The sequence below is a fragment of the Gudongella sp. DL1XJH-153 genome (assembly GCF_049310905.1).
In the GTDB taxonomy this organism is placed as follows: domain Bacteria; phylum Bacillota; class Clostridia; order Tissierellales; family Tissierellaceae; genus Gudongella.
In genome coordinates, this window is record NZ_JBMEMN010000006.1 from 59,660 (window position 1) to 82,650 (window position 22,991).

General features: G+C 36.0%; 22 protein-coding genes, 1 pseudogene and 2 other annotated features. All 23 genes and pseudogenes read right to left on the minus strand.

What is annotated here, in order from left to right; genetic code table 11:
• Positions 1-37 precede the first annotated feature (37 nt).
• The gene (locus ACOEN1_RS04320) at positions 38-292 is read right to left on the minus strand and encodes a metal-sensitive transcriptional regulator (protein ID WP_422485224.1); all 255 of its coding nucleotides are present in this window, start codon (positions 290-292) and stop codon (positions 38-40) included.
• Between the two features lie 12 nt (positions 293-304).
• Positions 305-634 (minus strand): annotated as a pseudogene (locus ACOEN1_RS04325) (SoxR reducing system RseC family protein); the annotation flags it as partial.
• Positions 635-728: 94 nt separating this feature from the next.
• Positions 729-1,442, minus strand: coding sequence for a tRNA threonylcarbamoyladenosine dehydratase (locus ACOEN1_RS04330; protein WP_422485226.1), 714 nt, complete (start codon positions 1,440-1,442; stop codon positions 729-731).
• Positions 1,435-3,219 (minus strand): aspartate--tRNA ligase, encoded by a 1,785-nt coding sequence (gene aspS / locus ACOEN1_RS04335; RefSeq protein WP_422485228.1) that lies wholly within the window; start codon positions 3,217-3,219, stop codon positions 1,435-1,437. Before aspS ends, ACOEN1_RS04330 begins: the two co-directional genes overlap by 8 nt.
• 44 nt (positions 3,220-3,263) lie before the next feature.
• Positions 3,264-3,453 (minus strand) — a binding site (T-box leader).
• A 33-nt stretch (positions 3,454-3,486) separates the two neighbouring features.
• Positions 3,487-4,986, minus strand: a complete 1,500-nt coding sequence (gene hemZ / locus ACOEN1_RS04340) for a coproporphyrinogen dehydrogenase HemZ (RefSeq protein WP_422485230.1) — start codon at positions 4,984-4,986, stop codon at positions 3,487-3,489.
• 65 nt (positions 4,987-5,051) lie between these two features.
• Positions 5,052-5,675, minus strand: coding sequence for an MBL fold metallo-hydrolase (locus tag ACOEN1_RS04345; RefSeq protein WP_422485232.1), 624 nt, complete (start codon positions 5,673-5,675; stop codon positions 5,052-5,054).
• 15 nt (positions 5,676-5,690) lie between these two features.
• Complete coding sequence (gene dtd / locus ACOEN1_RS04350) at positions 5,691-6,140, minus strand: D-aminoacyl-tRNA deacylase (protein WP_422485234.1); 450 nt, start codon at positions 6,138-6,140, stop codon at positions 5,691-5,693.
• Between the two features lie 13 nt (positions 6,141-6,153).
• The gene (locus ACOEN1_RS04355) at positions 6,154-8,316 is read right to left on the minus strand and encodes a RelA/SpoT family protein (RefSeq protein WP_422485236.1); all 2,163 of its coding nucleotides are present in this window, start codon (positions 8,314-8,316) and stop codon (positions 6,154-6,156) included.
• Between the two features lie 4 nt (positions 8,317-8,320).
• A complete protein-coding gene (recJ, locus tag ACOEN1_RS04360; RefSeq protein WP_422485237.1) occupies positions 8,321-10,099 on the minus strand; it encodes a single-stranded-DNA-specific exonuclease RecJ in 1,779 nt (592 codons plus the stop codon).
• 64 nt (positions 10,100-10,163) lie between these two features.
• Entirely contained in the window at positions 10,164-10,526 is a 363-nt protein-coding gene (locus ACOEN1_RS04365; protein WP_422485239.1) for a LapA family protein, read from the minus strand.
• A gap of 24 nt (positions 10,527-10,550) precedes the next feature.
• Positions 10,551-11,408 carry a protein translocase subunit SecF gene (secF, locus tag ACOEN1_RS04370; protein ID WP_422485241.1) on the minus strand — a complete coding sequence of 286 codons (858 nt, stop codon included), beginning with the start codon at positions 11,406-11,408 and terminating at the stop codon, positions 10,551-10,553.
• A 10-nt stretch (positions 11,409-11,418) separates the two neighbouring features.
• Positions 11,419-12,684 carry a protein translocase subunit SecD gene (secD, locus tag ACOEN1_RS04375; RefSeq protein WP_422485243.1) on the minus strand — a complete coding sequence of 422 codons (1,266 nt, stop codon included), beginning with the start codon at positions 12,682-12,684 and terminating at the stop codon, positions 11,419-11,421.
• Positions 12,685-12,694: 10 nt separating this feature from the next.
• The gene (gene scfB / locus ACOEN1_RS04380) at positions 12,695-14,008 is read right to left on the minus strand and encodes a thioether cross-link-forming SCIFF peptide maturase (RefSeq protein WP_422485261.1); all 1,314 of its coding nucleotides are present in this window, start codon (positions 14,006-14,008) and stop codon (positions 12,695-12,697) included.
• 108 nt (positions 14,009-14,116) lie between these two features.
• Positions 14,117-14,257 (minus strand): six-cysteine ranthipeptide SCIFF, encoded by a 141-nt coding sequence (gene scfA / locus ACOEN1_RS04385; protein WP_409227393.1) that lies wholly within the window; start codon positions 14,255-14,257, stop codon positions 14,117-14,119.
• Positions 14,258-14,389: 132 nt separating this feature from the next.
• A complete protein-coding gene (yajC, locus tag ACOEN1_RS04390; protein ID WP_422485244.1) occupies positions 14,390-14,692 on the minus strand; it encodes a preprotein translocase subunit YajC in 303 nt (100 codons plus the stop codon).
• Between the two features lie 59 nt (positions 14,693-14,751).
• A complete protein-coding gene (gene tgt / locus ACOEN1_RS04395; protein WP_422485245.1) occupies positions 14,752-15,873 on the minus strand; it encodes a tRNA guanosine(34) transglycosylase Tgt in 1,122 nt (373 codons plus the stop codon).
• A gap of 13 nt (positions 15,874-15,886) precedes the next feature.
• Positions 15,887-16,912, minus strand: a complete 1,026-nt coding sequence (gene queA, locus ACOEN1_RS04400) for a tRNA preQ1(34) S-adenosylmethionine ribosyltransferase-isomerase QueA (RefSeq protein WP_422485247.1) — start codon at positions 16,910-16,912, stop codon at positions 15,887-15,889.
• 16 nt (positions 16,913-16,928) lie between these two features.
• Complete coding sequence (locus ACOEN1_RS04405; protein WP_422485249.1) at positions 16,929-18,314, minus strand: SpoIID/LytB domain-containing protein; 1,386 nt, start codon at positions 18,312-18,314, stop codon at positions 16,929-16,931.
• A gap of 24 nt (positions 18,315-18,338) precedes the next feature.
• Positions 18,339-19,352 (minus strand): Holliday junction branch migration DNA helicase RuvB, encoded by a 1,014-nt coding sequence (ruvB, locus tag ACOEN1_RS04410; RefSeq protein ID WP_422485251.1) that lies wholly within the window; start codon positions 19,350-19,352, stop codon positions 18,339-18,341.
• 49 nt (positions 19,353-19,401) lie between these two features.
• Positions 19,402-19,989, minus strand: a complete 588-nt coding sequence (ruvA, locus tag ACOEN1_RS04415) for a Holliday junction branch migration protein RuvA (protein ID WP_422485253.1) — start codon at positions 19,987-19,989, stop codon at positions 19,402-19,404.
• A gap of 12 nt (positions 19,990-20,001) precedes the next feature.
• Complete coding sequence (gene ruvC, locus ACOEN1_RS04420) at positions 20,002-20,496, minus strand: crossover junction endodeoxyribonuclease RuvC (RefSeq protein ID WP_422485254.1); 495 nt, start codon at positions 20,494-20,496, stop codon at positions 20,002-20,004.
• A 135-nt stretch (positions 20,497-20,631) separates the two neighbouring features.
• Positions 20,632-21,366, minus strand: coding sequence for a hypothetical protein (locus ACOEN1_RS04425; protein WP_422485255.1), 735 nt, complete (start codon positions 21,364-21,366; stop codon positions 20,632-20,634).
• 195 nt (positions 21,367-21,561) lie between these two features.
• A complete protein-coding gene (asnA, locus tag ACOEN1_RS04430; protein WP_422485257.1) occupies positions 21,562-22,551 on the minus strand; it encodes an aspartate--ammonia ligase in 990 nt (329 codons plus the stop codon).
• A 50-nt stretch (positions 22,552-22,601) separates the two neighbouring features.
• Positions 22,602-22,843, minus strand: a binding site (T-box leader).
• Positions 22,844-22,991 lie beyond the last annotated feature (148 nt).

The window sequence follows — 22,991 nt, forward strand, 5'->3', positions numbered from 1 at the left end:
TATACTCTTTTAATACAGTTTTGGATGAAATAACGGTCTATTTGGTGTATTTCAGCATAATCTCTATCAGTTTGTCAAGATCTTCCTCAGAACCATCTGGTGCTTCGAGTATGCAATTCTTCATATAATTCTCAAGAATTATTCCTCCCACATTGTTAAGAGCACTTCTTGAAGCTGAAATCTGAACCAATATATCTCCACAGAACTTGTCCTCATCCACCATTTTCTGTATACCCTTTATTTGTCCTTCTACTCTTCTTAACCTTACAATTATTGCTTCCTTGTCTGCCAAAACCACCCCTCCTTATAGTTTTCTTGTCATGACGATAATATTCTCATCTTTTTTCGCAAAAACCTTGTCAATTATCCTTACAACCAGAAATGATATTGCAAGGAATACTATCCCCATTCCAAATATCATAAGCTCATGATTTGCAGTCTCTATTCCTTTGAACAAGCTGTTACCAACTACTATTCCCAATATCAAAAATGCAAAGGGAATCATATAAATTATTGTTACATACTTCATGATGTTTTTCTGAATTGCTTGCAACTCCACAAAATCACCAGGTTTAGCATCTATATTGTTTTTTACAGTTACATAGTGAGGCTTTACTTCGCAAGAACTTGCGCAGGAATTACAACTTCCTCATCCTGACGCTCTCTTGACTTCAAGTTGAACCTTTTGTTCATCTACCTTTTTTATAACAAATCCTATTTGATCCACTTTAAATCTCCTCCTGTCCAGCTAAATACTTTATTACTTCTGATGCAATTATCAATCCTACAACGGGAGGTACAAAACCGATGCTGCCTGGAATAGCCTTTCGTCTATTGGTATCGCCAAGATTAATCTTCATAGGCTCTTCCTCTGAATAGACAACTTTGAGTGATTCTACGCCTCTTTTCCTAAGTTCCTGACGCATTACCCTGGCCAAAGGACAAATTTTAGTGCTGTAAATATCTTTGACCCGAAAGCCAGTTGGATCCAGTTTGTTTCCTGCTCCCATTGAGCTTATAATTGGTATTCCCATTGAAGATGCTGTTGTAATAAGATCAATCTTTGATGAAACCATGTCAATAGCATCAACAATATAATCGTAGTCTTTTGACAACAAATTTTCCTTAGTCTCAATACCATATCTTTCATTGAATATAACAATCTCCAAATCGGGATTTATATCCAACAATCGCTCCTTCATTGCTTGAACCTTTGGCAATCCTATTGTGCTGGTTGTTGCATGAACCTGACGATTTATGTTGGTTATATCTATTATATCATAATCAACAAGAATTAGCCTACCAATTCCTGTTCTAGCAAGTGTTTCCACTGCATATGATCCAACACCTCCGATTCCAAACACTGCAACCGTTGATTTTTCGAGTCTTTTCATAGCATCATCTCCCAGCAAATACTGGGAGCGTTCAAATCTCTTATTCATTTTTCAATTCAACCTTTATATGAACCTCTTCTAGCTGTTTCTCTGAAGCATTTGTAGGTGCATCTGTCATCAAGCAGGTAGCTGATTGGGTTTTTGGAAATGCAATGACATCTCTTATGTTATTGCTACCTGAGAACAACATCACCAATCTATCCAGTCCAAATGCAATTCCTCCGTGTGGAGGAGTTCCGTACTTAAATGCATCCAATAGGAATCCAAATTTTGATTGTGCTTCTTCTTTACTGAATCCTAAAGCGCTAAACATTCTTGATTGAAGTTGTGAATTGTTTATTCTGATGCTACCTCCACCCATCTCATCTCCATTGATTACAAGGTCGTAAGCCTTTGCTCTAACTTTGAATGGTTCACTCTCAAGCATCGCAATATCCTCTTCTACCGGATGTGTGAAAGGGTGGTGCTTAGCAACATATCTATTTTCCTCTTCATCGTATTCAAAAAGTGGGAAGTCAGTTATCCAAAGAATTTTATAATCATCTCTTGAAATAAGTTCAAGTCTTCTCGCTAATTCATTTCTAAGGTTACCCAGACTATCATTTGCTATATCCAGTTTATCAGCTACAAAAAGCAATAAGTCACCGATCTTAGCTTCGAATAATTCAACTATCGCACTCATTTCATCATCACTGAAGAACTTGCCAATAGGTGAACTAATTCCTTCTTCTGTCAACTTGATCCAAGCCAGTCCTTTTGCACCGTATGTTTTGGCATGGTCTTCTAACTTGCTGATGTCTTTACGAGTAAATTTATCAGCACCATACTTCACATTTATCCCTTTGACCACACCACCTGATTTGATTGTATCATCAAAAACCTTGAACCCGCAGCCACTTAATAGCTCAGTTGCATTTATGAGTTCTAGTCCAAATCTAAGATCAGGCTTATCTACTCCATATCTTTCCATGGCTTCATCATATGTCATTCTCAATAATGGAAGTTCAATATCGATTCCCTTAATCTCCTTGAAGAGTTTTTTAACCAGTTTTTCATTGATTTCAAGAACATCTTCAACATCCACAAAACTCATTTCGATATCAACCTGAGTAAATTCAGGTTGTCTGTTCGCTCTTAAATCTTCGTCTCTGAAACATTTCACTATTTGATAGTAGCGATCCATACCAGAAACCATCAATAACTGCTTCATAAGCTGAGGCGATTGTGGCAATGCATAAAACTGTCCTGGATTCACTCTGCTTGGTACAAGATAATCTCTTGCTCCCTCAGGTGTAGGTTTTGTCAACATTGGTGTCTCAATTTCTACAAAATCATTATCATGGAAAAAATCCCTGACTACCTTGGAAATATTTGCCCTTAGCTTTAAATTATCCTGCATCTCAGATTTTCTTAAATCAAGATATCTATACTTAAGTCTCATTGTCTCACTTACATTGTCATCATTCTTGATATAAATTGGTGGCGTCTCAGCTTCATCAAGTATTCTGATTTCTTCAGCAAGTACTTCTATGTTGCCAGTTGGAATGTTTGGATTTTTTGATTGTCTTTCTCTTACTGTCCCTCTTATTGCAAGTACATACTCTGATCTTACTGACTCAGCCTTCTCCATCATGTCTTTTTGTGCTTCATCATCAAAAACTATCTGAACTATCCCTGTTGTATCTCTCAGGTCAATAAAAAGAAGTCCGCCAAGGTTTCTTTCTCTTTGTACCCAGCCCATCAGAATAACTTCACTACCTACATCTTCCATCCTCAAATTACCACACATGTTAGTGCGTCTAAGATTTCCCATTCTTTCTCCCATAATTCTTTCCTCCTTAAAAAAAATAAAACCCCTCATCTCTGATTTTCAGGGACGAGAGGCTATCTCGCGGTACCACCCTAATTAGGTTTTCCTCACTCAATTTATAACGTATTTCACGAGCAGATTAACTGCTGACTCAAAGGTGTCTTCATAGAATGTTGGTGCTGAATTCCCACCATCATCAGCTCTCTTCTACCAAATGAAACTATTACTCTTCCTTATCAAAGTCTGTTTATTTAATTTAGATAATTATAAAATAAATACATCCTATATGTCAAGATGAATCTTATCCCATGAGTCTTCAATTTCCTTGATTTTCTGCCTTTTCCTGGATTTTAGTTCAGACAACCTATCCATATATTCCCTGAGATTTCTGAAGTTGGCTATAGTATCAATACTATTGTGAACTTTGTTGTAAAGTTTAGTTGTGGAACCCATTCCAATTCCTATGATTGTTTCTTTCTCTTCCATAATTGAAATATTATAGACACATGGGTTTTCTCTTTTGCTGTAACCGATATTCTCAAAATTTCCCATTATCTGTTTTTGCCGATACAAATAATAAGGAATCATATTATTTCGCAATGCAAATTCAGATGTTAAACTCAACATTTTCTGAATCTCATCTGCAGAAGCCATAAAATAATTATCTCTTTCAAGTATAAACTCAGAACCCTTTTTCATAGCCAGTGTGTGAACAGTAAGATTGTCTGGTTGCAGTGTCTCAAGAATTCTTAGTGTATTCTCCATGTCTTTGCGGTCTTCACCAGGCAATCCAACAATCAGGTCCATATTTACAGTTTCAATCCCAACTTTCTTGCTTAATCTATATGTTTCAATTATGTCCTCTGCCGAATGTTTTCGGCCGATTACTTTTAGGGTATTATCATTCATTGACTGTGGATTAATACTAATTCTGTTAACCTTATACCCTTTAAACAACTGAAGGTATTCCATGTCGATCGTATCAGGTCGTCCAGCTTCCACAGTAAGTTCCTTTATCCCTGAAAAATTTTCATTAATATAGCTTAAAATCTTTTTCATAAGGCTTATAGGCAAAGATGTTGGAGTTCCACCTCCAATATACACTGTATTGAGGTCCCAATTTTTCATCATTGTGAGTGTATCTTGCAGTTCATTTATTATACAATCTACATAGTCACTCATAAAATCTGAATGTTTGCTTGCTATTAAGGTCGGAAAGGAGCAGTAAAAACACTTGGTTGGGCAAAATGGAATTCCAATATATATACTATAGCTGTTTCTTGCTATTGATTCTAAAATCATTCTTTGGCTATACGATACTTCAGTTATAAGCTTTGCCTTATCATCCCTAAGCAAATAGGAATTAGTCAGGACATCAATAATCTCATTATATGTCATACCTTTGTCAATTAGCATTTTTGACACTTTAACAGGACGTATCCCTGTCAGTATTCCCCATGGAAGCTCAGTCTTCAAATTTCTATCCAATACCTTGTAAATAAGGTGCTTGATTGTGTTATTTCTGGAAGCTTTCTCTCCCCTATAAAATTCTTTATCCAAATAAGAAGCTTTTTCCTTGTCAATAATTCTATCGTTCCTAATCAATGAAACCTGGTAAAATTCATCAAACAATGTGATTTCAAGTATGTCACCTTCAATATTTTCATACATTGAATTATTCTCATGAATTATTCTTACTTCCTTGTCTCCGTAAAAAGCCCTTACCAATTCGTAAGGGTCCTGGGTTTTAATACTGTTATCATTAGTTGTAATATTTATCATTTTATCACTTTTCTCTATTTTTATACTAATAGTAAAGTTCTACTCTCATAAATCAAGATCTTTTTTTATAAGTTTCTAATGAAAGGATTGTTCTTCTTCTCAAAACCGATTGTGGAATCTTCTCCATGCCCAGGATAAATTTTGGTTTCTTCCGCAAGTACCATTAATTTACTCATTATACTTTCAATCAGCATATCGAAATCACCACCATAAAGATCAGTTCTACCAATTGATCCCTTGAATAAAGTATCACCTGTAATCAGGATATTATCCATCAGAATGCAGATTCCACCTCTCGTGTGCCCAGGAGTATGGATTATCTTGATTTCCTTATTCCCTACAAGGATAATTTCACCATCCTTAAGCAATATATCCGGTTTAAAACTTACATCTCCTATTGGCATTGAAGTAGATAGATTCAAATCAGCATTTTTAACCATATCCTCATCAGCGGAATGAACCATAACAGGAATTTTTAGCTTGTTTTTTAGCTCCATGACCCCACCAATATGATCACCATGACCATGTGTCAGTATAATCGAATCTACTCTAATCCCTTTAGCTGTTATATAAGACATTATGTCCTCCACATCACCAGCTGGGTCTACAACTATACCCTTCCCATCTTCTGTGTGTATAATATAACAGTTAGCTGCATATACTCCTGCCTGCAGTCTCTTCACAATCATTAAAAAATTCCTCCCTTAAAATAACTTGGTACTGTCTAAAAGAATTGTAACTGGACCATCATTTACATACTCAACCATCATATGTGCACCAAAAACCCCTGACTGAGTTTTTATCCCCATTTTTGTAGTTCTATCAATAAATTTTCTATAAAGCTGGTCTCCAACTTGTGGTGAAGCTGCATCTGTAAAGCTTGGTCGTTTACCCTTTCTAGCATCCCCGTAAAGTGTAAATTGTGATATGGCAAGTATATCTCCTTCAACATCCTGAACTGATAGGTTCATCTTTTCATTTTCATCTTCAAAGATTCTAAGCCCTGCAACTTTGTTTACTATATAGTCAAGGTCAGCTTCTGTGTCATCCTCACCTACCCCGAGATACACCAAAAGTCCTTTTCCTATTTCACCTACAACCTCATTCTCCACAATAACCTTGCCGGTTGTAATTCTCTGAACAACTGCCCTCATTCATTTACCTCCTTTATGCTGTGACTCTGTAAACGTCGAATACATTACCGATTTTCCTAACTTTCTTCATTAAATCAGTTAATTGTTCCTTATCATGTATTTCAAGAATCATAGTTATCATTACTGATTTATCTTTATTGGTTCTTGCATTTAGTGAAACCAGACCTATATCGGCATCGTTTATCTTAAGTGCAATTTCCGCCAACAATCCTGGTCGGTCTGCTGCTCTTACTTGAATTTCTGCATTATAGGAAGCTTTCTTCTCGAAATCCCAGGAAACTTCAATTAATCTTTCTTCTTCAGTAAGATCAGATTTAATGTTAGGGCAGTCAGTTCTGTGTATAGAGACTCCCCTTCCTCTTGTAATAAATCCTACGATATCATCACCAGGCACTGGATTACAACATTTTGAGAATCTTACCTTTATATTGTCAATCCCTTTGACCTTGATTCCTTGAGTATGCTTTGGCTTTGATTTTCTGGCTGATTTTTGAATGCTACTTTCAATAATGTCTTTTTCCTCAGGTTTAAAATGATCACTATAAATCTCTTTCAGTTTATTGATAACCTGATTCAAGGTAATACTGCCATAACCAATAGATGCATACAAATCATCAATCGAATTAATACTTACCTTGGTTGCAATATTCTTTAGCCATTCTTCTTTGAGTATGTCAGAAGGTTTATAGCCAAGACGTTTTATTTCCTTTTCAAGATACTCCTTACCCTTTGAAACATTCTTATCTCTTTCCTTGAGTTTGAAATATTGCTTGATTTTAGTCTTCGCCTGGTTGCTCTTAACAATCTTCAACCAGTCCCTACTTGGTCCGTTACTGTTTGAACTTGTAATTACCTCAACTATACTACCATTTCTCAATTTATGATTCAAAGGTACTATACGGTTGTCCACTTTTGCTCCAACACATTTATTCCCTACATCCGTATGCACTCTATATGCAAAATCTATAGGAGTTGAACCTTCAGGTAAGTTTATGACATCGCCTTTAGGCGTAAATACAAAAACTTCATCGGTGAAGAAATCTATCTTAAGAGCTTCCATAAACTCTTTTGGATCACTTAGATCACTCTGCCACTCCATAAGTTGTCTCAACCAGGTAAGCTTTTCATCAAAATTATCTGTTTTTGGATTGCCTTCTTTGTATTTCCAATGTGCCGCAATACCATATTCTGCAGTTCTGTGCATTTCGTAGGTTCTAATCTGCACTTCGAAAATTTCGCCTTTATTCCCCATAACTGTTGTATGAAGTGATTGGTACATATTAGGCTTAGGCATGGCGACATAATCCTTGAATCTTCCTGGCAATGGTTTCCATAAAGTATGGACGATACCAAGTGCACCGTAACAATCCTTAATATTATCAACTAAAATCCTTACTGCTGTTAAGTCATATATCTGTTCAAATGCCTTTCCCTGGTACATCATCTTTTTATATATGCTGTAAAAATTTTTTGGTCTCCCGTTGATGTCAGCCTTGATACCCATTTCTCCAAGTTTTTGATGAAGTACATTTATTATTTCATCTATATATGTTTCTCTTTCAAGTCTCCTTTTTGAGACCTTGTCAACAAGATCATAGTAATTTTCCGGGTCAAGATATCGTAAAGATAAATCTTCAAGTTCCCATTTGATTTTAGAAATACCAAGTCTGTGAGCTATAGGTGCATAAATTTCAAGAGTCTCGATTGCTTTTTCTTTTTTCTTCTCGTCTGTCATGTATTCAAGAGTTCTCATATTGTGGAGTCTGTCAGCGAGTTTAACAATAATCACACGAATATCCTTAGCCATGGCAACAACCATTTTACGGAGATTTTCCGCTTGATTTTCCTGTTTGGTCTTATAATGAAGCTTTTTCAATTTTGTTACTCCATCCACCATATCAGCAACTTCTTCGCCAAATTCTTCCTTGATTTTATCATATCCAACATTAGTATCTTCGATGACATCATGAAGTAACCCTGCAATTACAGTTGGTGTATCCATGCTAAGATCTGCTAGTAGCATGGCCACATGTACAGGATGCACAAAATACTTCTCACCTGAATTTCTAACCTGTCCTTCATGGGCAGACTCAGCAAAGTTATATGCTTTAATTATTAGTTCCATATCTGCCTGCGGATTGTATTGTTCAATTCTCATCAGCAATTTTTCTAACATAGTCTCACCCTCTTGGTCTGGATCTATCAAAACGATAGTTGTTTATGACAATTTGTATGCTTGCTCTTCCCATATACTCATTTATTGCAGGATTAAAGATTATATCCATCGTCACACTATTGGCAATTCCTGAAGTAAGCCTTTTTCTTTCTTCTAAACCATAATAATAATCTACTTCTTCTATCCACTTATCTCCATCGCAAAACATGATCGCTTCAATTTTCCCTGGTGAAGGATTGTCGAAATCAATTTTTACAACATTTCTTCTAGTTCCCAGAATTATGGCTTTTGAGAGATTCAATCCCTTTAGCCCAAATGTAGGTTTGGGATTGCCTTTTCCAAAAGGTTCCAACCTACCAATGTCATCTATAAATTCATAACTAATATTCTCAAGCGGCATAGCCATATCTATATATACCCTTTTTACAAGGTCTTCATCCTCTAAATTTGTGTTGTTATTTAGACATTCTCTTAATCTATCAATGTTTTCTTTCTTTAGAGAAAGGCCCGCAGCCATTGGGTGCCCCCCAAACCTTCCTAGAAGCGTTCTACACCTTGATAGTTCCTCAAACATGTTATATGCGTCTATTGACCTTCCAGAGCCCTTAACGCCTTCTTTAGCTCTTGTGAGCACTATCGTAGGTCTATTATACTTTTCTTTTATCCTACCTGCAATTATTCCTGCAACACTTTCGTGTGTTTCTGGAGCATATGCAACTAGCACTTTATCATTAATATACTTTTCTTCAATCATTTTCCCAACTTCTATTGTACCAATTTCTGTAAGACTTTTCCTTTGATCATTTAGCTTCCTGAGTTTTATAGCTATTTCGTTGGCTTCATACTCATCTTTTGATAGCAGCAGCTGCAAACCAAGCAATGCACTATCAAGTCTTCCAGAAGCATTTAAGCTTGGACCGATAACAAACCCAACATGGTATACAGTGATTGCCTTGTCTTCAAGTCCAGACTCGTTTATTAAGGCTTTCAATCCTAAATTAGAAGTATTATTTAGCCTTTCCAAACCTTCCTTGACCAGAATTCTATTTTCTCCCACTAAATCAACTACATCGCAAATGGTTGCAATTGCAACCATTTCCAATAAATTTTTAATATCAACTTTCAATTTTGATATCCTTATAAGATGATCTGCAAGTTTAAATGCAACACCAGCTCCACACAAATTTTTGTATGGGTATTGACAACTATGTTTTTTGGGGTTTAGAACACAATCTGCTTCAGGTAAAATGCTTACTTGTTTTCCGTCCTTTTCAATGTAAGGTATGTCGTGATGATCTGTTATTATCATAGTCATACCCATTTTCTTACCTGTCTTTATTGCTTCAAAAGCAGCTATTCCGTTATCGCAAGTGATTATTGTATCAACTGACGCTGCCTTTGCTTTGAGTACAATATGATTGTTTATTCCATAACCGTCCTGTATCCTATCAGGAATCGTAAAATCAACATCCGCACCTACTTGACTCAACACACTGAAAAGTACATAGGTTGACATTATTCCATCAACATCAAAATCTCCTACTATAAGGATCTTTTTACCGGTTTCGATTTTATGCATGATAAGTCTTCCAGCTGCATCCATATCATGCATAAGCAAAGGATCATGCAGCTTTTCTATGTCGGGATTAAGAAAAGCATCAATCTCATTTTGTTCTGTTAATCCCCTGTTTATTAAAAGCTTTGCTAAAGGCTTTGAAATTTTATTCTCTGACACAATCCTGGAGATATCTCCAGGATTGTTCTTAATAAACCATTTTTCCAAAAAATCACTCCAATAAAAAAATAGAATTTAGATAATATTATCTAAATTCTACCACTTAACAGCTTCAATTTCCAGAAAAATCATTCTCCACTTCCGATTCAGACAATGATTCATCGTTTCTTCCATAAAGCAGTTTTAACTGCTCCTCTTTTTCCTCTACTCTTTTCAAAAGCAACTGATTTTCTGACTTTTGAGTTTCGACACTATTTCTAAGCTCTTTTATCTGCTTCTTAAGTTTCATTTCCCTTAAAACACCGAACGACGTAGCAACCGCAGCTCCAAGTAAAACTGAGATGAAAATCACAATAGCCTGTGATAGCATTACCCTTGCAAAAACAAAATCTATTTCTACTACATCCCCATTACTTAAAGCAAAAATACCAATGATAATGGCCAACACCAATATAAATATAAAACTCTTTTGCATTTCCATCCCCCCAGTTTAGTCTTTCTATATAGTTTTACCCTTTTTTAAGCTGAACCATACAGGAGTTGCAATGAATAATGAAGAATAAGTCCCTGACAGCATACCCAATAAAAGCGGCAGTGCAAGTACTTTTACATCCTCAACTCCTAATACATATAATGCTCCAACCGCAATTATTGTTGTAATTGTAGTATTGATTGTTCTTCTTAATGACAATTTTACACTACCATTGATTGTTTCTTCCAATGTTTTTCTACCATTGTTTTTCAATTCTTCCCTTATTCTATCAAATATTACTATAGTATCGTTAATAGAGTAACCAACGATTGTCAACATGGCAGCAATAAAAGAACTATTAACTGGAAGTCTTAGTATGGAATAAATTGACAAGGCAATTAGTATATCGTGTATCAAGGCAGCTATTGCAGCAAGTCCAAATTTAAATTGGAACCTTATGCTTATATATGCGAGCATAAGCAGTGCAGCAATACCTACGGACATGATTGCTCTATCTCTGATTTCCCTTCCCATGAATGCTCCAAATTTCTGTGCCTGATAATTCTCTGGATCCATTTGAAATTGATTAACAAAACCATTTACTATTTCTGATATCTCATTATTTTCCAAATCAAGAGAGCTTCTTATTATTAGCTCTTCCTTATTGGATCCTGCATGGATAATACTAGCTTTATCATCGAATTCATCCATAATAGTTCTTGCATCATTTACCTCTACAAATGATCCAATATTAAGCTGTATCATTGTACCGCCTGTAAAATCTATGCCATAGTTTAAACCATTGATAAAAAACATTATCAAGCCAGCTAATATTATGGCTAGGGAAACAATATATGAGTATTTTCTATTCTTAATTATATTCATCTTTTTCCTCCTATGCGCCATATAGCTTAACGTTCTTGCCACCTGTTATGTGAGCTACCAGTCTCAGAACATACTTGGTGAAAAACAAAGCAGTTATCATTGATGCTCCAATACCAATAATCAGAGTTACCCCAAAACCTTTAATTGGACCAGTTCCAAAATTGTATAGCACTAGACCAGCAATAAGTGTAGTGATATTTGCATCGAGAATTGAAGTCAATGCTCTTTTAAAACCAGAATCTATTGATACACGTATACTTTTACCCACGCCTATCTCTTCCCTGATTCTTTCGAATATCAGAATATTGGCATCCACTGCCATACCTATTGATAATACAAGACCAGCTATTCCAGGTAAGGTAAGTTTTACGCCTACACCCATCATGCCTCCTGCCACTAAAAGCACATATACAATCAAAGCAAGCGAGGCCACTGCACCTGGCACTCTATAAACCGATATCATAAATGCAAATATAAGCAATAAAGCAATTCCTGCTGCCATTATGCTTCTTTCATATGCCTCCAATCCAAGAGTTGGCCCGATTACAGAAGTCTGCATTTCAATCATCTCCACAGGCAAAGCCCCGGCACTAATAAGTGTGGCTAGGTTGCCAGCAGTTTCTATGGTAAATCCTCCAGTTATTATTGCCCTTCCATCATTAATTGCTTCATCAACTATAGGGCTTGATATAACAGTACCGTCAAGAACGATATACAGTATCTTGTCCATATCATTCTCTTCAGCAGCAAGTGCAGCTGTTGCCGTCCTAAACAATTCAACTCCTTCTTGGTTGAATTCCAGATTTACTACAGGTTCTTCTCCACCAAATTGCGATGGATTCATTATTACTCCTGCATTCCTAATGTGCTTACCTGTAATTACAGTTTCCCCAGATGGCGTTTTAAATTCCAATAAAGCAGTTTTTCCAATTAATTCAATTGCCTCCTGAGGGTCACTTAAACCAGCAAGTTCAATTCTTATTCTATCTTCGTCTTCAATAGCAATATTTGGTTCAGAAACGCCAAGTCCATCAACTCTAAGACCAATAATTGCTTTGGTTTCCTCCATCATTTTTTGGAGTTCTTCTCCTGTTGCATCTGTTTTAGCCTCCAGTACGACATACACTCCTCCTGCAAGGTCAAGACCAAGTTCAATTGATTCCTTGGCATTCTTATATTGTGTACCACCAACGTTCACTCCATATATTGCAGAGAACGCAAGTCCTGATACTATTGCTACTATAACAATCAATATGACTATACTTCTCGATTTCATTCCCTGCCTCCTAATCCTCCTGATTTGCAAGAATAGAAAGTGCACATTCTATTCTTTTCTTCTCCATCTCACATCCAATTTCATATGGCCTCATTATATCACCATGAGCATAATGTGCATTTGCATGACATCCACCACTACAATAGAATCGAGCCCAGCAATTTCTGCATTCTTCCTTGTTATATACATTTGCTGCTTTGAATCTATCTCTTAGCTCTTCATTCTCAATTCCTTTATCCAATGTACCTAGTAGGAATTCTTTTTCTCCAACAAATTGATGACAAGGATAAAGGTCTCCTTCTGGAGTAACAGCAAGGTATTCACTACCTGCACCACAACCAACTGCTCTCTTTACTGCACATGGTCCTTGATTTAAATCTATCATGAAGTGAAAGAACATAAAATCCTTATCATCATGTGTCAGCTTTATATATTCCTTTGAAAAATTCTCATATTCTTTTAGAATCGTTGCCAAGTGTTCTTCTCTTATTGCGTAGTCCATTTCTTCTGGAGCTACAACCGGTTCAATTGATACTTTCTTAAAACCTTCTTTATGAAAACTAAGAGCATCCTTTCCGAAATCAAGATTTTTACTTGTAAAGGTACCCCTTACATAATAATCTTTTTCTCCTCTTTTCTCCACCATCTTTTTAATCTTTGGAAGAATCACATCATAGCTGCCATCCCCGCTCAAGGTAAGTCTCATTGTATCATTCACATCTTTTCTTCCATCCAGACTAAGTACTACATTATCCATATTCTCATTTATGTAGTTAATTTTTTCATCATCCAGCAGTACGCCATTGGTTGTAATAGTGAATCTAAAGTTCTTGTTATATTCATTTTCAATACTACGTCCATAATCAACTAGTTGCTTAACTATCTGGAAATTCATCAAAGGTTCTCCTCCAAAGAAATCAACTTCCAGATTTCTTCGGTTTCCTGAATTCTTCGCTAAATATAAAAGCGATTTCTTTCCGGTTTCAAGACTCATCATTGATCTTTCCCCTTTGAAATTACCCTGTGAAGCAAAGCAATACTCGCATTTAAGATTACAATCATGGGCTATGTGCAAACACATTGCCTTGACTATATTATCATCATTGTACTTAAGATCAGACATATCTTCATCATCTGAAAAAAGCATCCCATCATCTACAAGTATCTCTATTTCACTAAATGCTTCTTTAATCTCTTCTTCATCATAAAATTCTTTTAAATTAGTAGTAATGTCCTTCAATCCAAGTTCTCCGTAAAAATCCAGTAAATCGTATGCCAACTTTTCAACTAAATGCACTGACCCGCTATTTACATCCAATACCATATATTTCCCATTAAGATAAAATTTATGTATCAAGTTTCGATTCAACCTAGTTTCCTCCTCGTTTTTCTCAAATAAAAAGCAGTGGATAATCCACCACTCTTCATTATGCTACTTATTTTCGCACTTCTGATTTCCGACTGTACAGGATGTTTTGCATGCTGATTGGCAAGATGTTTGACACTCACCACAACCGGCATAGGAAAGAGTATCCTTAAGTCTGCTCTTTGTCAATGTCTTTATGTATTTCATTTTCTTCCTCCTATCCCTGGTCAACAGGTTTTGATGGAACAATTATACCACAAGCAATTGGCATTATAAAGTAATTTTTAGAATATCAAAACAAAAGAAAAACTTCCCGTAAAAGGAAGTTTGATTCTTTGATTATTCAGCTTTCTCATCTGTAGAGTTGTTTCTGTCTCCGCTGCCATTAAGTACAGAACCAACTGCCCATCTTGTTACTTCCAGCTTTGTCTTGGCTGAACCTGACTCCAATGTAAGCGAATCATCCTTGGCTTTTACTATTTTTCCGTAAATACCACCAATTGTTACTACTTCGTCACCTACTCTTAGACCACTTCTCATTTCCTTGATTTCTTTTTCTTTTTTCTTCTGTGGTCTGATGGCAAAGAAATAAAATATTACCAAAAGTCCAATTGGAAGAATAAACGCTTGAAGTTGCTCCATTAAAAAATCACTCCTTTTCTTATCTATTATTATACATTAAATGGCGAAAAAATCACCCCTTAATCTTCTGAATATCCATAATTTTTATAAAATTCATCCTTATATTCAAGTAAATTGTCGTTTTTTATGGCTTCCCTTATATTTTCCATTGTCCTAATCAAAAATCGAAGATTGTGTATTGTTGTAAGTCTCAAAGCTAAAATTTCATCTACATTAAATAAATGCCTAATATAAGCTCTTGAATAGTTTTTGCATGTATAGCAGTCACAATCAGGATCCAGTTTTGAGAAATCCTTTGAATATTTTGCATTCCTTATTACAATCTTTCCTTGAGTTGTCATTGCAGTTCCATTTCTCGCTATTCTGGTAGGCAAAACACAGTCTGCCATATCAACTCCCCTTATAACAGCTTCAAACAGATAATCAGGAGTTCCCACTCCCATAAGATACCTCGGTTTGTCCTCAGGAAGTAGTGGCGTTGTATAATCCAAGACTTCGCACATTGTTTCCATAGGTTCACCGACGCTCAATCCACCAATTGCATATCCGCTGAAATCCATTGCCAGCAAGTCCTGAACACTTTGCTCCCTTAAATCTCTATACATTCCTCCTTGAACAATACCAAAAAGACCCTGCTTATCCCAGTCCTTATGATGGTCTTTACATCTTTGTGCCCATCTGGTTGTTCTTTCCATAGATTGTTTTGTGTACTCGTAGTCAGCAGGATAAGAAACGCATTCATCGAAACACATCATAATATCAGATCCCAGGGCATTTTGAATTTCTATTGCTTTTTCAGGACTGATAAAATGTTTTGAACCATCAATATGCGATCGGAACTCCACACCTTCTTCTCTGATTTTTCTCAAGTCTCCTAGACTAAAAACCTGGAATCCTCCACTGTCTGTTAATATTGGTCCATTCCAGTTCATGAACCTGTGAAGACCACCTGCTTCTTCTATAAGCTCGTGACCAGGCTTTAAATATAGATGATAAGTATTGGAAAGAATTATTTGCGCACCCAGGTCCTTCACTTCTTCCGGAGTCATGGTCTTAACTGTTGCCCTTGTTCCCACCGGCATAAATATTGGTGTATCTATCTCTCCATGAGGAGTTGTTATTTTTCCTAACCTCGCATTAGTCTCAGTTGACTTTTTTATTAGTTCATACTTAATTGTCATTTTTTCCTCCTGATCATTTTATAAACATTGAGTCTCCAAAGCTGAAGAATCTGTATCTATTATTAATTGCCTCCTGATATGCCTCCATAATGAGATCTTTTGAAGCAAATGCGCTTACAAGCATCATTAGTGTTGATTCAGGCAGATGAAAGTTAGTGATCAATCCGTCCACTAGTTTAAATCTATAACCTGGATAAATGAAAATATCTGTCCATCCTGAGCCACCACTTACAATACCATTTTCATCGGCAATAGTTTCCAAGGTTCTTGTGGATGTGGTGCCTACTGAAATTATTTTCCCACCGGTTTGCTTTATTCTGTTAATGGTTTCTGCGGCCTCTTCACTTAATTGATAATACTCTGAGTGCATAATGTGATCATTAATATCTTCAACCTTAACAGGTCTAAATGTACCAAGACCTACATGCAGAGTTAAATATACTATTTCAATACCCTTTTCCTGAATTCTTCCCAATAATTCATTGTCAAAGTGTAGTCCTGCAGTTGGAGCTGCAGCTGATCCTGGATTCTTTGAATACACTGTCTGGTATCTTTCTCCATCCTCGAGTTTTTCTGTGATATAGGGAGGTAAAGGCATTTCTCCCAATTTATCCAGAATTTCTTCAAATATACCTTTAAAGGTGAAATCTATAAATCTTGTTCCATCTTCACCAATTTTTAATACAGTACCCTTAAGAATTCCTTCACCGAATTCAATTTTTCCTCCGGCCTTCATTTTTTTTCCTGGTCTTACCAAACACTCCCAAATATTTTTTTCAGTCCTTTTCAAAAGAAGGACCTCCAAACTTTCTTCCTTGCCAGGTCTGTTACCGAATAACCGTGCAGGCAATACCCTTGAATCGTTTAATACTATACCATCCCCTGGATTCATGTGTTCAAGAATATCAACAAATTTTCCATGGTTTATTTTCTTGTAGGTCTTATCCAGTACCAGCAGTCTGGAGCTAGTTCTCTCTTCCAGTGGATGTTGTGCTATAAGCTCCTCTGGAAGTTCATAATTGAAATCATTTGTCTTCATATTCAACTTCCTTAATTTAATATTTTATAATTTCTATCCCTGTATAATAATATTGCAAAATTTCTTCAAAATCATAACCCTCTTTTGCCATTTCTATGGCACCATATTGACTCATTCCGATTCCATGTCCATAACCCCTTCCAGATATTACAACACTACCTCTTGATATGTCAATAACCTCCGGAGCTTTGTATGACACTAAACCTTTGTCACCTATTACACTTATAGTATCACTTTCACTACTTCTAATTCTTCCATCAGCATAGATTATGCTTATGCTTCCTTTCTCTGACTCAAGAGTTTGTATTCGTCTACTAGATGCAACATAGAGTATGGAGTTGTCAGTTGTTTCTACTTCAGTTGACATAGCTTCAATGGAGAAAAGAGTGCTTTTAATATTAGTGGTTCCTAGTAGACTTCTAAATCTTTCTCCTGAAATTTCAGCATCTCCGCTTGACCCATTAAAAACCAGTTGAATTATCCTTCCGGATTCAGTTTTATCAGATATATCAATACTATTAATTCCTCCTATATCAATACCTCCAGAAATTAATTTTTCACTTAGCAAATCAACATCCATTTCTACTTTCCAATTGCTGTTGATACTATTTAACGAATATGGATCATTTTTCCCTATCAAGTAAGGAACCTTGCCTCCCCATACATTTTCACTACTTTCAGTATGACCACCTGATGAAGAGTGAAAAACTGTACTTGCTATATTCCCATTGTAGACTGCCACAAGAGCATTTGTATCATCCACTGCTTTATTGGTGTTTATGTGTTCAGATTCATAACCACCATAAACCTGACAGTGAGTTGTATCACAAACGTTAAAGCCTTCAATGGCATGTTTTGTCATTGTTGAATAAGCATAACTCCTTGCAGCGACTGCTTGAGCTTTAAGAGCCTCTTGACCACTCATCGCTGGAATTTCCTTAGGAACTACTCCATAAAGATAACTTTCAATATCCAGGTGGTTTATTACATTCAATCCGTTTCTATCTCCAATAAATGCTATATATCCTCTGTATTTTTTCCCGTTTGCTATCATTAGGTGCTCATTATCATCAATATCCCCAGCAAACAAGACTGTACCGTTTGCAGGTAGAGTTGTTACATATGTGTTGGAATCATCGTATACGTCTATATCATCAAACTTACCGAGACTGAGGCTGATATACATCGTATCACCAGGAAGCTCCATCAATGCATCTTCCTTATCATTTTTTTGATAAATTGCAATACCATTGGCAGAGGATATTTTCACTCTTTCAAGAGAAGAATATGTCTTTCCAATTTTGACATCAATGAAATCTACTTCTTGATCTATTCTCCCATAAGAATTTTCTGGAAAAACAACCATTATTAGCACTATAAGAATCAATAGTTTCTTCTTCATATCATCCACCAGCCTTATGTTTATTTATTCCTCTGTAGGAAGAGGAATATTAAAGTGTCTATATGCTTTTTCAGTAACCATTCTTCCTCTTGGTGTTCTGTTGATAAAACCCATCTGTAGGAGATACGGCTCATAAACATCTTCAATCGTAACTCTCTCTTCACCTGTTGCAGCAGCAAGTGTATCTACTCCAACTGGACCTCCTTTGAAATTTTCAATCAATGTTAGTATGAGTTTTCTATCAACAGCATCTAGGCCAAGTTTATCTACTTCAAGAATCATTAACCCTTTTTTTGCAATTTCTTCAGTTATTATACCTTTCTCAACAACTTGAGCATAATCCCTTACTCTTTTTAAGAGTCTATTGGCAATCCTTGGTGTGCCTCTTGACCTTGTTGCAATCTCATATGCTCCCATCGGATCAATTTCAATATTTAGTATCCTGGCAGATCTTGTCACAATCTCAGTTAGATTATCAGGGTTGTAGAGATCCAGGTTTAACATTACCCCAAATCTATCTCTAAGAGGTGATGTTAACAGGCCCGCTCTCGTTGTAGCCCCAATCAAAGTGAACTTTGATAAATCGAGCCTTACAGACCTAGCTGAAGGTCCTTTCCCAATTATTATATCAAGTGCAAAATCCTCCATGGCAGGATATAATACCTCCTCAACAGTTCTGTTAATACGATGAATTTCATCAATAAACAGTACATCGTCATCTGACAGATTTGTAAGGATACTTGCAAGGTCTCCAGCCCTTTCAATGGCAGGTCCTGAAGTAACTCGGATATTTACACCCATCTCATTTGCAATAATGTTGGCAAGAGTTGTTTTACCCAATCCTGGAGGACCATACAATAGAACGTGATCGAGTGATTCACTTCTACCCCTGGCAGCCTGAATGAAGATATCAAGCTTTTGTTTCGCTTTGTCCTGTCCAATATACTCACTCAGCCACTTTGGCCTTAATGTTGATTCATTGTCAGAATCATCCATATTCATCTTCCTGGCAACTATTCTATCTCTTTCCTCACCCATATATAGATCTCCTTATACAAAATTTAAATTATTGGAACAACAATTTGCTTCATTGTCTTGATAACTTTCTCAAACCGAGTTTAATCATATCCTCAACACTCAATCCAGAAATATCTGTTCCTTGGAATACCCTTTGAGCTTCATATCTACTATAACCCAGAACCATCAATGCCTCAACTGCTTCATTATCCATTGGTTCCATTATTTCATCAAATGATTCTTCATCTACAAAGCTTCCTTTGACCTTATCCTTTAATTCGAGAACAATCCTTTCAGCAGTCTTTCTACCTACACCAGGTCCTTTGCAAAGCGTGCCTATATCTTTTAACAGTATCGCTTTTTGAATCTGAGAAGGCCTCAATGTCGATAAAATACCACACGCAACTTTTGGTCCAATTTTGGAAACATTAAGAAGAAGCTTAAACATATTCATTTCATCTTCACTTATAAAACCATAAAGACTAATTGAATCTTCTCTGACTATAAGATTTGTAAATATGTGCTGTTCTCCATCCCCTCTGCCAAGTTGGATTAGAGTATTTGTAGATGAATTTATTCGATATCCCATTCCCTGATTCTCCAGAAGGAAATATTCTTCACCAATATAATTAATTCTTCCAATTATGTAATCGATCATTTTTACACCTACTTATCTCATTTTAAATGATTCTTTAAATCTAAGGGAACTCCCATGACAAATAGCTACAGCTAATGCATCCGCAACATCATCAGGTTTTGGAATTTTATCTAAGTTCAAAAGAATCTTGACCATTTCCTGAACCTGTCTCTTTTCAGCTCTTCCATACCCAACGACAGCCTGTTTTACCTGTAGTGGAGTATACTCGTAAATCTCAAGGTCATAGTTAACCGCAGCCAGTATTTGAACACCTCTAGCATGTCCTACTTTTATTGCAGTTTTAACATTTTTATTAAAGAATAATTCCTCAATTGCAAGATCATCAGGCTTATATCTGATTATTATATCAGTAAGCTGATTATACACTGCCTTTAATCTGTCAGGAAACAGCTGATCAGATGGAGTCACTATGGCTCCGTAGTCGATAACATTGCATTTATTCCCAATGTATTCAACCACACCATAACCAACTGTAGCTATTCCAGGATCTACTCCCAAAATTACCATAATACACCTCTTCCAACATTTTATCCTTCATCTATTGTATCATACATAGCCTGTAAAACTAAACTGTAATTTAAAACCCTCTGACTAATAAACATGTCAGAGGGTAGTACTATTATTCAATAACAATAATTGCTCTTATCGATATCTTTTCAGCACTCTGTCATTCAATCCATTCCAGTATGCGTCCTTAAATAATCTCATTCCATTTCTTGATACAATCTTTATTACTTCATTGTATACATTGGATAAATCATCCATTGTCAATAGTGTTTCATCTTCAGTTATATTGGCGGATGACGATTCGTAATCAATAGTCAATTGCTTATCCAGATATCTATTAAGACTGAATATTTTATTCCGTATGACTTTCTCACAATATCTACCAATAAGATTATGCAAGTTATTACTTGAATCCTCATCTCTCTCGAGATTTTCAAATATCTCATCACGAAGCTCCTGAACAGGCTCAGTGAAGGTATCAAAATGAAATAAGTACTTCTGATAATACAACTCATTTATAGAATATGTTTTTACAGTTATGTCCTCAAGTCTATTGGCTTCTTTAATGTTTATAAATCCACCTTTGTATCCTTCAAGATATAAAAGAAGTTCTAGCCTGTTGATGTCTTCATGAATAAGTTCTCCAAGATTCATTGCTATCAATTGATTTCCACGTCTATTTTTCAAGATTCTAGAAATATGATTTCTCAAGTATTTTATTGATACGTACTTGGGGAAAATATTTCTGATGTTGTCTTCAATATCGTACAAATTCAAAAGGATATGTATGCTATTTAGATCATTTTTGAATAAAAAATTATGCTTTAACCCTTCATAAAGATCATAAAATGTGTCATTAGATAAAGCCATCTATAGCATCCCTCCTTAAGAACTTTCCACTTCAAATATGAATAGCGGTATTTTCTATTATACTATAAATTAGCTTATAATTGTTTAATAAAATTGGATTGATTTGTTACAAAATCTTAATAAAGCTAATGAGGCTAGATCTAGCCTCATTAGGAAGCTCTTTAAACTGCTATTTAAAATATTCGTGGCTTTATTCTATAATAGGAAGATTCCTTCATCCTCGCATCTCATAAGTTCCTCTCTGGTCCATACTGATGCCTGAACTTGTCCTATGTGTTTAGCCTGCAGGAAATACATGCATATTCTTGACTGACCAATTCCCCCTCCAATGGTATAAGGAAGTTCTCCAGCCATAAGCTTTTTGTGATAATCCAAAGACATTCGATCTTCTGCAGCCGCAAGCTTAATCTGTTTTTCCAATGATTTTTGATCAACCCTGATACCCATACTGGATAGTTCTATTGATTCTTCCAAAGCTGGATTCCAAAATAAGATATCGCCGTTAAGTTCCCAATCATCATAATCAGGAGCTCTTAAATCATGAGGTTTCCCAGACTCAAGAGAGCCGCCGATTCTGTATATGAAAACAGCTCCATATTCTTCAGTTATACGGTGTTCTCTTTCCTTCGGAGTTGCATCAGGCCATCTGTCCTCAAGCTCTTGTGTACTAATAAAAGTAATTTCATCAGGTAACTTTTTATACAATCTTATTGGATACTTTTCATTTATAAACTTCTCAGTCTCCTTAAAAGCTCCATAAATTGCACTAACTACTTCCTTGAGGTATTCCAGATTTCTGTCTTCCTTACGTATGACCTTCTCCCAATCCCACTGGTCAACATAAATTGAGTGGATGTTGTCTACAAATTCATCAGGTCTGATTGCATTCATATCAGTATATAGACCTTCGCCAACCCCAAATTCGTACCACTTGAGTGCCATTCTTTTCCATTTTGCCAAAGATTGTACTATCTCAAGATCTTGTTTGTACTTTCTCATTTGAAAGGATACCGCTTTTTCGGTTCCGGAGAGATTATCATTCAGACCAGTTTCTGGCTCTACAAACAATGGTGCAGATACTCGAGTAAGATTAAGATTATCCGCCAGTCTCCTCTCAAAAAAATCCTTGATATGCTTGATTCCAACTTGTGCTTCTCTAGCTGTAAAACCATTTACCATCATCATTCTTATCACTCCCTTATATTTTTTTAAATAAAAAAACCTTTCGTCCTTATGTAAAGGACGAAAGGTTACTTTCGCGGTACCACCTAAATTAGCAATATGCTCTCTTATTCCGTACAGAAATTAATCGATACGTCATAGCTTATAACGGGCTATACCGTCTGAGTCTACTTGACATGGTCTTTCGATCAGATACTCAAGGATGTTCTTCATGCAAGTTTTCGTATCAGGCTCTCACCTCCCCTGAATCGCTTCAACTAAACTCCTGCACTACTCTTCCCTTCACTGTAGTGTATTAACTTATTTGATAGTATATACCTTCAGAAATTATTTGTCAATAAAAATCTATATTATTTCTTATATCTCCGGGAGTTTGACAGTTTAATAAAGATATAACCCTTGAAAGCCTTGAAATTATCGGCTTTTTATTATTTTTTTGCCAT

What these genes read in the sequence shown, in the direction of transcription:
- ACOEN1_RS04330 (WP_422485226.1), bottom strand. Translation starts at nt 1,442, where the DNA reads ATGAATAAGAGATTTGAACGCTCCCAGTATTTGCTGGGAGATGATGCT.
- ruvB (WP_422485251.1), bottom strand. Translation starts at nt 19,352, where the DNA reads ATGGGTGAGGAAAGAGATAGAATAGTTGCCAGGAAGATGAATATGGAT.
- ACOEN1_RS04345 (WP_422485232.1), bottom strand. Translation starts at nt 5,675, where the DNA reads ATGATTGTGAAGAGACTGCAGGCAGGAGTATATGCAGCTAACTGTTAT.
- ACOEN1_RS04365 (WP_422485239.1), bottom strand. Translation starts at nt 10,526, where the DNA reads ATGCAAAAGAGTTTTATATTTATATTGGTGTTGGCCATTATCATTGGT.
- aspS (WP_422485228.1), bottom strand. Translation starts at nt 3,219, where the DNA reads ATGGGAGAAAGAATGGGAAATCTTAGACGCACTAACATGTGTGGTAAT.
- secF (WP_422485241.1), bottom strand. Translation starts at nt 11,408, where the DNA reads ATGAATATAATTAAGAATAGAAAATACTCATATATTGTTTCCCTAGCC.
- yajC (WP_422485244.1), bottom strand. Translation starts at nt 14,692, where the DNA reads ATGGAGCAACTTCAAGCGTTTATTCTTCCAATTGGACTTTTGGTAATA.
- scfB (WP_422485261.1), bottom strand. Translation starts at nt 14,008, where the DNA reads ATGGTATTGGATGTAAATAGCGGGTCAGTGCATTTAGTTGAAAAGTTG.
- asnA (WP_422485257.1), bottom strand. Translation starts at nt 22,551, where the DNA reads ATGATGATGGTAAATGGTTTTACAGCTAGAGAAGCACAAGTTGGAATC.
- ACOEN1_RS04405 (WP_422485249.1), bottom strand. Translation starts at nt 18,314, where the DNA reads ATGAAGAAGAAACTATTGATTCTTATAGTGCTAATAATGGTTGTTTTT.
- ruvA (WP_422485253.1), bottom strand. Translation starts at nt 19,989, where the DNA reads ATGATCGATTACATAATTGGAAGAATTAATTATATTGGTGAAGAATAT.
- scfA (WP_409227393.1), bottom strand. Translation starts at nt 14,257, where the DNA reads ATGAAATACATAAAGACATTGACAAAGAGCAGACTTAAGGATACTCTT.
- secD (WP_422485243.1), bottom strand. Translation starts at nt 12,684, where the DNA reads ATGAAATCGAGAAGTATAGTCATATTGATTGTTATAGTAGCAATAGTA.
- ACOEN1_RS04425 (WP_422485255.1), bottom strand. Translation starts at nt 21,366, where the DNA reads ATGGCTTTATCTAATGACACATTTTATGATCTTTATGAAGGGTTAAAG.
- ACOEN1_RS04355 (WP_422485236.1), bottom strand. Translation starts at nt 8,316, where the DNA reads ATGTTAGAAAAATTGCTGATGAGAATTGAACAATACAATCCGCAGGCA.
- ruvC (WP_422485254.1), bottom strand. Translation starts at nt 20,496, where the DNA reads ATGGTAATTTTGGGAGTAGATCCTGGAATAGCTACAGTTGGTTATGGT.
- tgt (WP_422485245.1), bottom strand. Translation starts at nt 15,873, where the DNA reads ATGACAATTAAGTATGAACTAATAAAAAAGTCAACTGAGACTAATGCG.
- dtd (WP_422485234.1), bottom strand. Translation starts at nt 6,140, where the DNA reads ATGAGGGCAGTTGTTCAGAGAATTACAACCGGCAAGGTTATTGTGGAG.
- hemZ (WP_422485230.1), bottom strand. Translation starts at nt 4,986, where the DNA reads ATGATAAATATTACAACTAATGATAACAGTATTAAAACCCAGGACCCT.
- queA (WP_422485247.1), bottom strand. Translation starts at nt 16,912, where the DNA reads ATGAAGACAAATGATTTCAATTATGAACTTCCAGAGGAGCTTATAGCA.